The sequence below is a fragment of the Zhongshania aquimaris genome, assembly GCF_019312595.1.
Lineage (GTDB): Bacteria > Pseudomonadota > Gammaproteobacteria > Pseudomonadales > Spongiibacteraceae > Spongiibacter > Spongiibacter aquimaris.
On record NZ_JAHWDQ010000002.1, the window covers coordinates 212273 to 226243 of the forward strand.

Sequence of the window (13971 nt, forward strand, 5' to 3'; positions counted from 1 at the left end):
GCGATGGTAATGCGCTTGCGGTGGAAATAGCTAATAGTGTTTAGGCTGTCATTGTGCGGCGCAGGGGTTCCGCACTCAATAGCCGTGATCAGGGTTTTTTACGAAACTTTGCGTAAAAGAAGCCATCGTGCCCGTCAATTTGCGGAAATAGCTGGCGGCATCCGCCTTGATCTACTCCCCACTTTGCCGTGATAGGTACTAATTCGGCGTCTTCGTGACGGTTCAGAAACCCACTTATTTGCTCAATGTTTTCTGCGGGTAGTAAAGAGCAGGTGGCGTAAACAAAAGCGCCCTCCGGCTTTAAGCACGCCCACAGCTTATCTAGCAGTGTCGACTGTAGCGCCACTAAGGGCGCTATATCTGTTGCGAGCCGATTCAGCTTGATATCGGGATTGCGGCGAATAACGCCGGTTGCTGAACAGGGTGCGTCGAGTAGTATGCGGTCAAAGTGTTTGCCGTCCCACCATACGTCGGTATCGACCGCATCTGCGCATACCATGGTCGCGTTTAGTTGTAGGCGATCAAGATTATCTTGAATACGGCTTAGCCGCTGCTCGTCTATTTCTAAGGCGACAAGCTCCGCTAATTTGGGTTGGCATTCTAGGATTGCGCCGGTTTTGCCACCCGGTGCTGCACAGGCGTCGAGGACTCGTAAGCCTGGGCTTAGTTCAAGCAAGTCGGTGCATAATTGGGCCGCTTCGTCCTGCACGCTAGCATGGCCATCGCGGAAGCCCGGCAAGCTATCAACGCTGACGGCGTGCTCAAGGCGGATACCGCTGCCAGCAAAGTCGCAGGCTGTCGCTGCGATGTCAGCGTCCGCCAGTATGTTTAAATAACTGTCGCGGCTTTGATGCAGGGCGTTTACCCGCAGGCAAAATGGCGGGTGGGCATTGCTGGCGTCCACGATGGCCTGAAGCTGTTCCGGCCAAGTGGATTGCAGTGAGTCGAATAACCACCTTGGAAATGCCGCCTCTGCAGCGGGGCTCAGTGTTGTGAATAAGCTATCGTGTTCGCGCTGGCAGCGGCGCAAGATCGCATTTGCCATACCCGATGCCCACTTCTTACCTAAGGTACGACAACCTTCCACGCTGCTATTAATGGCGGCGTGCGGCGGAATACGTGTGTAAAAAAGTTGGTAGGCGCCAACGTAAATGAGCATTTTTACGTCGCTGTCTTTCGCTTTTAGGGCTTTGCTAAAGAATGGTTTGAGAGCAGCGTCTAGCTTCCAGTAAAACCGCAGAGTACCGTAACAGAGTTCGCGGTAAAGTGAGCGTTGCGATGGATCTAGGTCTTGTTCTACCCGAGTTAAAACACGGGACAGTGAGCTGCCCTCTTGCTCGATATTTGCCAAGCAGCGTGCGGCGGCAACCCGTGGACATTTCATAGTGTGCCTGTTGGCGATGCCATTAACGTGCTTGGGCTAAATTGTGCGGCGCGTGCATTGAGAATATCGCGCGCTGCCAGCACTTTGCCGCCGGGCATCTGTAAATCGAGAATACGCAGTGCACCAATACCGCAGGCGATGGTGATGCCTGATTTATCGGCGCCGAGAATTTCGCCCGGCGCCCCCGTGTGTTGATGCGTCGCAAGGGCTTCGGCACGCCAAATTTTTATACGCTCATCATTTTTGCCGTCGGCGAATCGGGTAAAACATATCGGGAAGGGGTTGAAGGCTCTGATTTTGCGATCTAGCACATTGGCATCTTGCCGCCAGTCAATTTCAGCCTCCGCCTTGCCAATTTTAGCTGCGTAATTACTAAGGCTGTCATCCTGGCTTTCTGGCTGCGCTTTGCCCTGTGCGAGATCCCCAATACTATCTATTAATGCCGGGCCGCCAATGTCAGCCAGGCGCGCAAACACGTTTGCGGCGGAGTCGGTAGGGAGAATGGCACATTCAACTTTACGTAGCATGGCGCCGGTGTCGAGCCCGACATCCATTTGCATAATGGTGATTCCCGTTGTTTGGTCGCCGGCTTCAATTGCGCGCTGGATTGGCGCCGCACCGCGCCAGCGTGGCAGCAGTGACCCGTGCACATTCACACAGCCCAGGCGCGGTATATCCAATACACTTTGGGGTAGCAACAGACCATAGGCGACCACAATCATTAAGTCTGCGTGATGACTGGCAAGGGTGTCGCGATCTGCGCCGTCCTTGAAATTTATTGGTTGATATACGGGGATGCCCGCCGCTTCGGCACATACTTTCACTGCGCTGGGCAGCGTTTTTTTGCCGCGCCCCGCGGGGCGGTCGGGTTGGCTGTACACGGCGACGATGTGGTGCGTACCGTCGTCGATAAGAGCCTGTAAATGCTGGGCGGCAAAATCAGGGGTGCCTGCAAATATCAGTCGCAGTGACGGTGTGCTCATGACGATTTTTGCTTGTGGAGTTTTTCCATTTTGCCGCGGATACGATTGCGTTTCAGCGGTGAGATGTAATCGACAAAAAGCTTGCCTAAGAGGTGGTCATTCTCATGTTGAATGCAAACCGCCAATAAGCCCTCTGGCTCCATCACAAAAGACTCGCCATTGCGATCTAAGGCCTTTACGCGGATATGCTGCGGTCGCGCCACCGTTTCGTAGAAGCCGGGTACCGATAGACAGCCTTCATCGTATTCAAAAATTTCTTGATCGAGCACGCTTATCTCTGGGTTGATAAACACCAGTGGTTCACTGCGGTCTTCGCTTACATCGATAACAACAATTTGTTCGTGGACGTCGATTTGACTTGCAGCGAGGCCGATACCCGGTGCATCGTACATTGTTTCGAACATGTCATCGATGAGGGTGCGGATGCGATCATCGACATTCTTTACCGGTTTTGCCACTGTTCGGAGTCTTGAGTCGGGAAATTCAAGAATTTCAAGTACAGCCATAGTAGTTCTTAACCATTTATCGTGTAAGTTGTGTAACTATTGCTAAGATAATGATTGAGTAGACATTTTCGCCTACAAATTATTCGCCTGTTGCAGCGTATCCTCTATATTATACAGAGAGCGAATAAGAAATGCCTGATTCTTGCCATTTGCTGGCGGCCAGTTTAGAGAGTAATAGGATTTAATTATGAAGAACACGGTATTGGGGCTTTGTCTGGGGCTGATGATGGCGTTTGTCCAAGCCGGTGACGTGCTCACGTTGAAAGCTGGTCATCCGCAAACCTATGTGGTTAAAAAAGGCGATACGCTGTGGGATATTTCGGGCATGTTCCTGAACGACCCTTGGTTTTGGCCAGAGCTTTGGTATTACAACCCGCAGGTAAAGAACCCGCATTTAATTTATCCTGGCGACGTGTTGAAGCTAATGTGGGTGAATGGCAAGCCGGTGCTGGTGCGAGATTCGATGCCAAATAACAGCGTGGTTAAGCTGACACCAGAGATGCGTATTTCAGACATCACTGATGCGATTCCCGCTATCCCATTAGATGTGATTGCGCCCTTTCTAACGCGCAGCCGTGTCGTGACCGACGCCGAGCTAGAGCAGGCGCCTTATGTACTCGCCGGCAAACGGGGCAATATCGTTGCCGGTGCGGGTGATCAGATTCTAGGCCGTGGCGACTTCAGCAAAGACGAAACCTACGGTGTTTATCGCCGTGGTCAGGTATACCAAGATCCGCAAACCGGTGAAATTTTGGGCGTTGAGGCAACCGATATTGGTACGGCAAATTTGCTGGCTACCGAAAAAGACGTTGCGACCTTGACGCTTAACCGCAGTACCCAGGAAATTCGCCGCGCCGATCGATTCCTGCCGATGGAAGTGCGTCACCTGCACGCTCGCTTTGAGCCCAAGGCTCCAGCGCAGAACACCGATGGTTTTATTATCGCCGTCGAGGGTGGTTTAACCCAGATCGGCAGTTTAGATGTGGTGACCTTAAATTTGGGCGACCAGAGTCAGCTTGAGGCTGGTGATGTGTTGGCAATTTACTCGACGGGGGTGGTCGTTACCGACCCCATCACTAACGAGCGAGTAAAAGCGCCAGATGTGCGCTCCGGTATTCTTATGGTGTTCCGCACCTTTGATCGTGTGAGCTATGCCCTGGTGTTGAAAGCTGAACAGCCGTTAAAAGTGGGTGATTTAGTTAAAAACCCGTGATGAAATCCCTGGGCTGCTAAGTGCAGCCCCACCACTGTGCGCAAGGATGCGAATGTGGAAATACTTGCTCGTCGCTGGCTTCAGGCCCAGCAAATATTAGCGTTAGCACCGGCGAATTTTCGCCATGTGATGACAATCTGCGAAACACCTCAATCAATCTTTGAATTGCCTAAGGCTATGCACGAGCATTTGGGCATCAGTTCGAGCCGACGGCACCGCTTACAAAAGCAGTTGCTGGCGCCCGATCACGGCGCAGTCGATGACACCTTAAATAGCGCCAATGCCGACGTTCTGTGCATGCATGACGACGACTACCCTGCCCTGCTCAAGGAAATTCACGATCCGCCGCCACTGCTCTACTACCGAGGTCGTCGTGAATTGCTGAGTCAGGTTCTGTTTGCGGTAGTCGGCAGTCGCCGTCCTAGCCGCATGGGCAGAGCAGACGCTCAAGCGTTTGCTGGAGCGTTGGGTCAGGCTGGTTTTACGGTTGTCAGTGGCTTGGCTTTGGGTGTCGATGCTGCGGCTCATATGGGCGCGATTGCGAGCCCCGCTTCTACAGTTGCAGTATTGGGAACCGGAGTGGATCATTGTTATCCTCGCAGTAATGCGGCGCTTTACCAGCAAATAGGGATCGAGGGCTTGCTATTGAGCGAGCTCCCCTTGGGCAGTCCGCCTCTGCGTCATCAATTTCCCCGTCGAAACCGGCTAATTAGCGGAATGAGCTTAGGCGTTTTGGTCGTCGAAGCGGCAAGGCATAGCGGTTCGCTAATCACCGCTCGGCAAGCCCTGGAGCAGAACCGCGAGGTGTTTGCCATTCCGGGTTCAATTCATAATCCCGCTAGCCGCGGTTGCAATGCCCTGATCAAACAAGGCGCTAAATTAGTGGAAACCCTCGCGGATATCGTAGAGGAATTTTCAGCTTGGACTAGTGTGGCGGCCGCTGAGCCGGCTGCAGGCAAACACCCTGGGCCTTGTTTGCATTCTCAAGTCTACGACGCATTGGGCTATGAACCATTATCATTAGACGAGCTCGTTCAGCATTCTGGTCTTGGGGTAACTGAGCTACTTGCTGACTTAAGTGATTTAGAGGTGGAGGGCTGGGTGGAGCAGCTTCACGGAGGTTGGCAGCGATGTCGATAGCGCGAGGATTATAGCTATCGACATTCGGGTTTTCATAGTGAGCATTATTTCCTCTCTTTTATCCTGTGCTACTTCTGCAATTTACAGCTCATTGATCTATAAAAACGGGTATACTTTGGCCGCATTTTGTCGCTTTCGCCAATCACTATGCGGATCTATTGTTATGGCCTTGCCAGATTCCTATCGGCTGCGCCGCGCCGCCGCCTTGCTGCGAGCAGGTGCTGTTGTCAGCCACCCAACCGAAGCGGTGTGGGGTTTAGCTTGCGTGCCTTGGGATCGCGCCGCGGTCACCCAAATCCTGCAAATGAAAAAGCGCGACCCTGCCAAAGGCTTAGTATTGGTGGCGGATTGCACAGCGCGGTTCGAGTCAATACTAGTAAACCTACCTGATACCATTCGTGAAACTGTCGAAGCGAGCTGGCCCGGCCCTCACACATGGGTAGTGCCAGATTTTGGCTGGGCGCCGGAGTGGATTCGCGGCCGTCATCATAGCGTGGCTATTCGTGTTAGTGACCACCCACTTACGTCGGCGCTCTGTCGTGCCGCGAATACCTGTTTAGTCTCTACGTCGGCTAATCCCGCAGGGCGCGAGCCCGCAAGAACACAGTTTGAAGCTCAACACTATTTCCGTTCACAAATTGATTGCTACGTGCCCGGTCGTACCGGCGCCTTGGCTCAGCCTACCGATATTCGCGATGCACTGAGCGGTGAGTATTTGCGTGGGGCTTGAGACGATAACGGTGTCTGTTTGGGCAGCTGTGGAGAGAATATGAAAAACATTGATATCGCCGCTGTAAAGCAGTTTTTACTGTCCTTACAAGATCGAATTTGCGATGAGCTTAGCGCAGTTGATGGCAAGGCTGACTTTGTTGAAGACGACTGGGGTCGCGGTCGCAGCCGCGTGATAACTGACGGCGCGGTCTTTGAAAAAGGTGGGGTGAATTTCTCTCACGTCCAGGGCGACGCAATGCCTGGCAGCGCCAGCGCACACCGGCCAGAATTAGCTGGTCGCAGTTATCAGGCAATGGGGGTGTCATTGGTGATGCACCCGCAGAACCCCTATATTCCAACCAGTCACGCTAATGTGCGGTTTTTCGTCGCCGAAAAGCCCGGTGAAGAACCGGTTTGGTGGTTTGGCGGTGGCTATGATCTCACCCCCTACTACGGTTTTGAGGATGATTGTCGTCACTGGCACCGTGTCGCCAAGAGCGCCTGCGAACCCTTTGGCGCGGAGGTGTATTCAAAGTACAAAAAATGGTGCGATGACTATTTTTATATGGGGCATCGCGATGAAGCTCGCGGCGTGGGTGGCTTGTTTTTTGACGATCTGAATGAAGGCGGATTTGAGCGCTGTTTTGCATTTATGCAGGCGGTTGGTAACTCCTATACCGAGGCTTATATACCGATTGTTGAGCGTCGCAAAACCATGACGTGGGAAGATCGGCAGCGTCAGTTTCAACTCTACCGCCGCGGCCGCTATGTCGAGTTTAATTTAGTCCATGATCGCGGCACATTATTTGGATTGCAAAGCGGCGGTCGCACCGAATCTATTCTTATGTCGCTGCCGCCATTGGTGAGATGGGAGTACAATTGGCAGCCCGAGGCAGGTAGCCCCGAAGCCGCTTTAACATCCGCCTTTTTGCCGGTTAGAGATTGGCTTTCAGCGGAATAATAAAGGCAGTAATTCTGAGCTATGGAAAATAAAGATCAGTACGCAGTGTACGGAAACCCTGTTAAACACAGCAAGTCGCCGCAGATTCATGCCGCATTTGCTGAGCAGACGGGGCAGCAATTGCATTATCGCGCGCACAAAGTAGAGCTGGGTCGGTTTGCAGATGCGGCTGGGCAGTTCTTTAGCCACGGTGGCAAGGGCTTAAATATAACTGTGCCATTTAAGTTAGATGCCTTTGAGTTTGCCGGTCAATTGAGTGGCCGCGCACGTCGAGCTGGCGCGGTAAATACCCTTGCTTTGCAAGACGACGGCACTGTTTATGGTGACAATACCGATGGCGTTGGCTTGGTGCGGGATATTCACGACAATCTTGGTTGGCAATTGAATGGCCGCCGAATTTTGGTGTTGGGTGCTGGAGGTGCGGTGCGCGGTATTTTAGGCCCGCTATTAAAGCAGGGTCCTGCCCATGTGCTGGTGGCGAACCGCACAGTGACTAAAGCACAAAGTGTGGCTAAGCACTTTGATGGGCTAGGACATGTAGCGGGGTGCAGTTATGAAGGGCTGGCTAGCGGTCAGTTTGACCTGATTATAAATGGCACTAGTGCGAGTATGAGCGGAGATTTACCGCCCCTTCCCCACCATATATTGAGTAATGATGGCTGCGCCTACGATATGATGTACGGCGCCGAGCCAACCCCGTTTATGCGCTGGGCTGCCGGTGAAGCCGCTTGGGCGGTGTCCGATGGTTTAGGGATGTTAGTCGAACAGGCCGCAGAGTCATTTTGTATTTGGCGCGGTGTACGGCCAGATACCAAGCCGGTTATTGAATTAGTTCGTCAATCTTTGTCGGCGTAAAAACGATGCCGGCGTTCTAGTTGGAAATTATTGTATGTTGTTAACTGTTGTCGCCTTGATTGTGGGCTTGGTTTTGCTTGTGTGGAGTGCTGATCGTTTTGTTATTGGTGCATCTGCGACGGCGTCAATATTGGGTGTCTCGCCCTTGGTAGTGGGTATTTTGGTGGTGGGTATTGGCACCTCTGCGCCAGAAATGCTGGTCTCTGCCATTGCCGCGGTGGATGGTCAGCCCGGCTTGGCAGTGGGTAATGCGCTGGGTTCTAATATCACCAATATTGCCTTGATCTTGGGCTTTACAGCCCTGCTCATTCCGCTAAATGTTCAATCTAAGCTGATTAGCCGCGAAATCCCGCTGTTAATTTTGGTGATGTTGGTGGGCTTTTTTCTGCTGTCTGACAATGATCTCGGCGTAATGGACGGCACAATCCTACTGGTGGGATTTTTGCTGGTGGTACTGAGGCAATTATGGGAAGCCAAACACAGCAAAGGCGATAGCATCGAGGCGGAGTTCGCCGCTGAAATTCCTCGCGATATGTCCCTGTCGGTTGCCCTGGGCTGGTTGTTACTTGGCTTTATATTGCTGATCGCATCGGCGCGGGTGCTGGTGTGGTCGGCGGTAGAAATCGCGCAGTTCTTCGGCCTTAGCGATTTGGTGATTGGTCTGACGGTTGTTGCAGTCGGAACAAGCTTGCCTGAGTTGGCGGCTTCTGTAGCTGCGGCGCGCAAGAACGAACACGATATCGCCATTGGCAACGTGGTGGGGTCGAACCTATTCAATTTGCTGGGTGTCATGGCATTACCGGGTGTGATTGCCCCCGGCGCGATTGATGCAAAAGTATTGAGCAGAGATTATCCGGTGATGTTATTGCTAACCGGGTTATTCTTTTTGGTCGCTCGCGGGCCGCGCAGAGCTCGCCGCATATCGAGAATAGAGGGTGGTGGTCTATTGTTAATTTATGTCGCCTATATCGTCTACCTACTGCATGACGCTGGTGTTTATTAATTCACCTGTCGTTAAGTATCGAGCGCAGCAATGTGACGATCTTTTAGTTTGGCGTAGTTAGTTGCGCTGTAGCTAAAGTAGCTGTACTCGCCTTCGGTAAGTTTTCTAATGGGTTTCGCTGGGCTGCCTACGTATAGCCACCCGCTCGGCAAGTGTTTGCCGGGTGGTATCAGCGAATTGGCACCCACAACCACATTGTCTTCAATTACGGCGCCATCCATGACAATCGTGCCCATACCAATAAGTACACGGTTGCCAATGCTACAGCCGTGTAAGGTAACGCTGTGTGCTACCGTCACTTCGTCACCAATTGCTAGCGGATAGCCTTCAGGGTTGTACGGCCCAGCGTGGGTGATATGCAGCACGCTATTGTCTTGAATACTGCTGCGGGCACCAATACGGATACGATGCATATCGCCGCGCACCGTGGTGTTAGGCCAAATTGAGCTGTCGTCGCCAATACCGACGTCGCCGATGACTACCGCACTGGGGTCGATAAATACACGCTCGCCCAAGACCGGGCTGTGCTCTTCAAACCCTCTTACAAAGTGCTCGGCTCGGTAACTCATTACTTTTCTCCATAATTGATATGACGGCCATTTATTCAGTTGGCAATCTACATAGTCATCGCTAAAACGATGTTAACAGGCTTCGAGCGGCCTGTAGATTTGTTACACTGGGCGACATTGTTTTCAATAGTTTATAAGGTCTTTTGCACCATGACGGCTAATAGTTTACCGATATTCTCTACGCTTGAACCAAAGGCAATGGCTAAAGAGTGTGAAATATTGCTCGCGGAGTCTCGACAGCAGGTGGCGGCAGTGGTTGCGGACGTGCGCAGTCCGGATTGGGATAATTTAATGGCGCCGCTGGAAGAGATTGATGACAAGATTGGTCGTTTTTGGGCGCCGATGAGTCATTTGCACAGCGTGCTTAGTGGTGAGGCCTGGCGCGAAGCGTACAGCAACTGCCTGCCTTTGCTGACCGCATACAACAGTGAAATGGGGCAAAATCGGCCCCTGTTTGATCGTGTCCAAGCCTTTGCTGACAGCGGTGAATATCAAGCTTTACCTGTTCCGCGCCAGAAGGCGGTCGCCAATATGCTCCGTGATTTTACCCTGTCGGGTGTGGCTTTAGACGGTGAAAATGCGCGCCGCTTCGCAGCGATTCAACAGCGCTTAAGCGAACTTTCTACCGGATTCTCAAACAACGTCCTGGACGCGACCGATGGCTGGGAAAAGATCATTGACGACGCGAATGACTTAGCTGGTGTGCCCGCCACGGTGCTGGATAATTTAAGGGAGTCCGCCAAGACCAAAGATTTGCAAGGTTACCGCTTGAGTTTGGATATCCCCAGTTATTTGCCAATTATGCAGTACGCCGATAATCGCGAACTGCGCGAAGAGATGTACTCTGCCTATGTAACCCGGGCGTCGGCGGTGGGGCCGCAGGGTGGTAAATGGGACAATGGACCTTTGATGGTTGAGATTTCCCAGCTGAGGCAAGAAATGGCTCAGTTACTTGGCTTTGCTCATTATTCTGATTATTCACTGGCTAGCAAAATGGCAGAGTCGAGTCAGCAAGTGATCGCATTTCTAGAGGAGTTGGCAGCGGCGAGCAAGCCCGTTGCCGAGCAAGATTTTGCAGACTTAAGTGCATTTGCCGCGCAGCACGGTGTTGCGGAATTACAGGCATGGGATGTCGCGTATTTTAGTGAGAAATTAAAAGAAGCCTCATTCACCCTTTCTCAAGAAGCTTTGCGTCCCTATTTTCCGGCTGAAAAAGTGATAAGTGGGCTGTTTAAAATTACGGGGCAATTATTTGATATTGAGATCTCGGCTCTAGACGATGTGGATTTTTGGCATAAAGATGCACAGTGCTACCGCATTTCACGCGGCGGAGATGTCCTCGCGCATTTCTACTTAGACCTCTATGCGCGCAGTAACAAACGCGGTGGCGCATGGATGGCCAATGCACGCGGCCGTCGCGTTTTGGCGGATGGCGATATCCAGCAGCCGGTGGCGTTTTTAGTGTGTAATTTCTCGCCGCCAACCAGCGATCGCCCTTCGCTGTTAACCCACAATGAAGTTACTACCCTCTTCCACGAGTTTGGCCATGGTCTGCATCATATGCTGACTAAAATTGATTGCTTAAGTGTGTCGGGCATTAGCGGCGTTGCCTGGGACGCGGTGGAACTACCCAGCCAGTTTTTAGAAAACTGGTGCTGGGAAAAATCGGCCATCCCAGATATCTCGGCGCACTATCAAAGCGGTGAGCCGCTGCCGACGGATATGCTTGAGAAATTACTGGCTGCTAAGAACTTTCAGTCTGGCATGCAGATGCTCAGGCAAATTGAGTTTTCGCTGTTTGATTTTAAATTGCACATGCAATCCGCTATTGGCGATGAGGCTGATATTGATTCGGTGCTTAATGCGGTACGCGATCAAGTCGCGGTATTTCAACCGCCGAGTTTTAATCGTTTCCAAAATAGCTTTTCGCATATTTTTGCCGGTGGATACGCCGCTGGATACTACAGTTATAAGTGGGCGGAAGTACTGTCGGCGGATGCGTTTTCACTGTTCGAGGAACTGGGCGTAATGAATGTCGACGTCGGTGAAAAATTCCGCGCAGAGATTCTTGAACGCGGTGGCTCGGAAGATGCAGCGGTACTATTTAAAAATTTCCGCGGGCGCGCGCCTGCGAATGACGCCTTACTACGGCACTCCGGTATTGCGATCGCGAAGGGAGCTTAAACGTGGCCACTGTATTTAACCAACGACGTTTTATCGCGGGTGCGGTGTGCCCAAAGTGTGCCGAAATGGATAAGACGGTGCTGTATCGAACATCGGACGTTGAGCAAATTCGTGAATGCGTTCGCTGCGGGTTTAAGGAATCTATTCGCGACGATACCGGAAAAATTGAAGAGCCGACCACGCGAGTAAATCAACCTCGTCCGGGTGAAGAAGTGTTAGCCCACGAAGATGAGATACATATTGTGTCCCTAATTGATCCCCGAGATGGGCGAAATCGCAGCGATCATTGAGTAATAATACCCATTTGCAGTTTATGGGGAACGCAAATGCGGTGATCTTGCCTATACTTTATACAAAGCATTTGCGGAGGAAATTCCATGCTGGAGTTATTGACCCTTCCTTTCCCCCACGTTGTAGGTGTTAGGGTTTCTGGCAAGATTAATCACAACGACATCGAGATTATTTTGCGCGAAGTTGAGCGCAAATTGATCAAGGAAGATAATTTAAATATCTTTATTGAACTCGAACATTTTGAAGGTTTTACAGTGCGCGGTTGGCTAAAAGAAATGCGTTTTTTAGCCAAGTATATAAATCGCTTTACGCGCACTGCCATCCTAGGTGAGCCGCGTTGGTTTAATCGGGGTTCAGCACTTATTACACGAGCCTTTCCCAATATCGAAATTGATCACTTTATTCCCATACAAAAAGATGAAGCATTAATTTGGGTGAGTGAGCGCGATGTTGGAGCGCTTGGATAGTTAGCTGCGTGATTACTGAATATGGCGGCTATGTTAATTCATATGCCGCCAGCACTCGGTGTTTCCTGCATTTTGTGTTACTTGATAAGGCTGAAAGTCAGGCCCGAGTAAGCTTTTAGGCGCTCGATTAAGGTGTTACCAAAGCAGCTTGCGGGGGTAAGTAAGCCCCCTGCTATTTGAGTTCTATCGATATCCCGCGCTAGACATATACTTGCCTGCCCCAGCATTTTCGCGGTTGAGCCATAGCCCGGATCGCGGTCGCCAGTAACTCGGCATTCCAGCTTTTTGCCCGATGCAGTTTTGCCGTAAAAAAGCATATCGTAAAAGCCGGTTTCCTGTTCTTGTGGGCTGGGGCCTTCGCCGGGTGATGGCAGCAAGCGAGAAAGAAGCCAGCGGCCGGGGCTGAGACTGGCCGTTAACATAAATCCAGCTAGGCCTCCGCCAATAGCACCTGCTTTGACTCTGCCGCTGAAGCCTTTGCCGACCATCATGGCCTCGTCGTAGAGAAATGGCTTCGCGTAATTATCTTTTAGTATTGAATTCGAACGCTGCACAATTCGCGTATTTATTGCCGCCATAATAAAGGGGGTGGTCCAGCTGCCGCAGCTACTATCAAACTGCGCCAAACCCGTATTAATTTGGCGTGCTTTTGCGGTTTCATTGGGGCACAGCGAATACGGGTCTGCCATTTCTTTGCGAAGCGCAGGATTGTTTGAGGCTTCTTTCATAACATTGATTAGGCTGGCAAAGGTGCCGCCGGATAATCCGCCTTTGGCGGCTTTTACCCGCATACTGACGGACGTGCAGTTTTCGTCAAACAGCTCTTTGCTTTGTTGCTGGGTATAGAATACGCCGAGATCAGAGGGGATAGAGTCAAAACCACAGCAATTTACTATTCGTGCCCCAGAGGCTTTGGCCACGGCATCGTAGCGTGCAATCATTTTACTTATCCACTGTACTTCGCCGGTCAGATCACAGTAGTCGGTGCCAGTTTCCGCGCATATTTTGACTAGGGGCTCGCCGTATAAGGCGTAGGGCCCCACCGTGGTGGTAACTACGCTGGTTTGTGCGCACAGGGCACGCAGTGCCTCTTCGTCGGCGGCGTCGGCAATAATGATGTCTAAATCGGCCTTGTTAAGTTTAGCTTTTACCGCCTCAAGCTTGCTGGCAGAGCGCCCGGCTATTGCCCAGCGTAGCGCGGGTTCTTCGCGATTTTTACTCAAGTACTGACACAGTATCTCGCCGACAAAGCTGCTCGCACCGAAAACGACAATATCGTATTTGTTCTGTGTCATAGGTCTTCCCCTGTTGGGCCAATTTAAAATGACTAAGCGTTCTTAGGGCAGGAGCTTAGCACTATTTGTTCACTGTCAACATTGATTGTGAGAATGCTGAATATTATCGAGGACAATAGCGTTGAGTTTGTTCGGCTTTGTTTATTCGGTCACGAGCAAAATTTAAATTACCGAGGCCAATAAGCCTATTTGTAGTGGGGGGTATTTGACTTGCATTTGCCGCGGTCATTATTGTCTAGAATTTTCTCGCATTCTTGCAGACGCCACTCGCGTGATTGATCGAAGGATGAGCTTCCGCATGCACAGAGCAGGCATGCAAGAGAAAGGATTACTAGGATTCGCATAATAGCTCGTTAAATAATGTGTGGCTGATCAAGTGTACCTGAGGCGACAGGGCTGTGGTATGCGG

14 protein-coding genes are annotated in these 13971 nt (G+C 51.4%); 9 read left to right on the forward strand and 5 right to left on the reverse strand.

The window, feature by feature from the left end:
* Positions 1–88 precede the first annotated feature (88 nt).
* The 3 genes from rsmB to def are packed head-to-tail and all read right to left on the reverse strand — an operon-like array spanning position 89 to position 2873.
* A complete protein-coding gene (gene rsmB, locus KXJ70_RS09760; RefSeq protein WP_219043318.1) occupies positions 89–1384 on the reverse strand; it encodes a 16S rRNA (cytosine(967)-C(5))-methyltransferase RsmB in 1296 nt (431 codons plus the stop codon).
* Complete coding sequence (fmt, locus tag KXJ70_RS09765; RefSeq protein WP_219043319.1) at positions 1381–2367, reverse strand: methionyl-tRNA formyltransferase; 987 nt, start codon at positions 2365–2367, stop codon at positions 1381–1383. Before fmt ends, rsmB begins: the two co-directional genes overlap by 4 nt.
* Positions 2364–2873: a peptide deformylase gene (gene def / locus KXJ70_RS09770; RefSeq protein WP_219043320.1), complete on the reverse strand. Its 510-nt coding sequence runs from the start codon at positions 2871–2873 to the stop codon at positions 2364–2366. Before def ends, fmt begins: the two co-directional genes overlap by 4 nt.
* Positions 2874–3060: 187 nt before the next feature.
* Between def and KXJ70_RS09775 the strand changes: the two genes are divergently transcribed.
* From KXJ70_RS09775 to KXJ70_RS09800, 6 genes are all read left to right on the forward strand, one after another.
* Positions 3061–4086 (forward strand): LysM peptidoglycan-binding domain-containing protein, encoded by a 1026-nt coding sequence (locus KXJ70_RS09775; protein WP_219043321.1) that lies wholly within the window; start codon positions 3061–3063, stop codon positions 4084–4086.
* Between the two features lie 54 nt (positions 4087–4140).
* Positions 4141–5226, forward strand: a complete 1086-nt coding sequence (gene dprA / locus KXJ70_RS09780) for a DNA-processing protein DprA (RefSeq protein WP_219043322.1) — start codon at positions 4141–4143, stop codon at positions 5224–5226.
* A 163-nt stretch (positions 5227–5389) separates the two neighbouring features.
* Positions 5390–5956, forward strand: coding sequence for an L-threonylcarbamoyladenylate synthase (locus tag KXJ70_RS09785; RefSeq protein WP_219043323.1), 567 nt, complete (start codon positions 5390–5392; stop codon positions 5954–5956).
* A 39-nt stretch (positions 5957–5995) separates the two neighbouring features.
* Entirely contained in the window at positions 5996–6898 is a 903-nt protein-coding gene (hemF, locus tag KXJ70_RS09790; protein ID WP_219043324.1) for an oxygen-dependent coproporphyrinogen oxidase, read from the forward strand.
* Between the two features lie 21 nt (positions 6899–6919).
* The gene (aroE, locus tag KXJ70_RS09795; protein WP_219043325.1) at positions 6920–7753 is read left to right on the forward strand and encodes a shikimate dehydrogenase; all 834 of its coding nucleotides are present in this window, start codon (positions 6920–6922) and stop codon (positions 7751–7753) included.
* A gap of 34 nt (positions 7754–7787) precedes the next feature.
* A complete protein-coding gene (locus KXJ70_RS09800) occupies positions 7788–8756 on the forward strand; it encodes a calcium/sodium antiporter (protein WP_219043326.1) in 969 nt (322 codons plus the stop codon).
* 11 nt (positions 8757–8767) lie between these two features.
* On the opposite strand, the gene KXJ70_RS09805 is transcribed toward KXJ70_RS09800, so the two are convergent.
* On the reverse strand, positions 8768–9325 hold the full coding sequence (locus tag KXJ70_RS09805; RefSeq protein WP_219043327.1) for a gamma carbonic anhydrase family protein: 558 nt from the start codon (positions 9323–9325) through the stop codon (positions 8768–8770).
* Positions 9326–9475: 150 nt separating this feature from the next.
* Here KXJ70_RS09805 and KXJ70_RS09810 point away from each other — a divergent pair, with 150 nt between their 5' ends.
* The 3 genes from KXJ70_RS09810 (at position 9476) to KXJ70_RS09820 (ending at position 12267) form a co-directional block, all read left to right on the forward strand.
* On the forward strand, positions 9476–11509 hold the full coding sequence (locus tag KXJ70_RS09810) for a M3 family metallopeptidase (protein ID WP_219043328.1): 2034 nt from the start codon (positions 9476–9478) through the stop codon (positions 11507–11509).
* Between the two features lie 2 nt (positions 11510–11511).
* Complete coding sequence (locus tag KXJ70_RS09815) at positions 11512–11799, forward strand: YheV family putative zinc ribbon protein (RefSeq protein ID WP_219043329.1); 288 nt, start codon at positions 11512–11514, stop codon at positions 11797–11799.
* Positions 11800–11886: 87 nt separating this feature from the next.
* The gene (locus tag KXJ70_RS09820) at positions 11887–12267 is read left to right on the forward strand and encodes a SpoIIAA family protein (RefSeq protein ID WP_219043330.1); all 381 of its coding nucleotides are present in this window, start codon (positions 11887–11889) and stop codon (positions 12265–12267) included.
* Positions 12268–12344: 77 nt separating this feature from the next.
* Here the strand turns inward: KXJ70_RS09820 and KXJ70_RS09825 are convergent, their stop codons facing one another.
* Positions 12345–13562 (reverse strand): saccharopine dehydrogenase family protein, encoded by a 1218-nt coding sequence (locus KXJ70_RS09825; RefSeq protein ID WP_219043331.1) that lies wholly within the window; start codon positions 13560–13562, stop codon positions 12345–12347.
* Between the last annotated feature and the right edge of the window lie 409 nt (positions 13563–13971).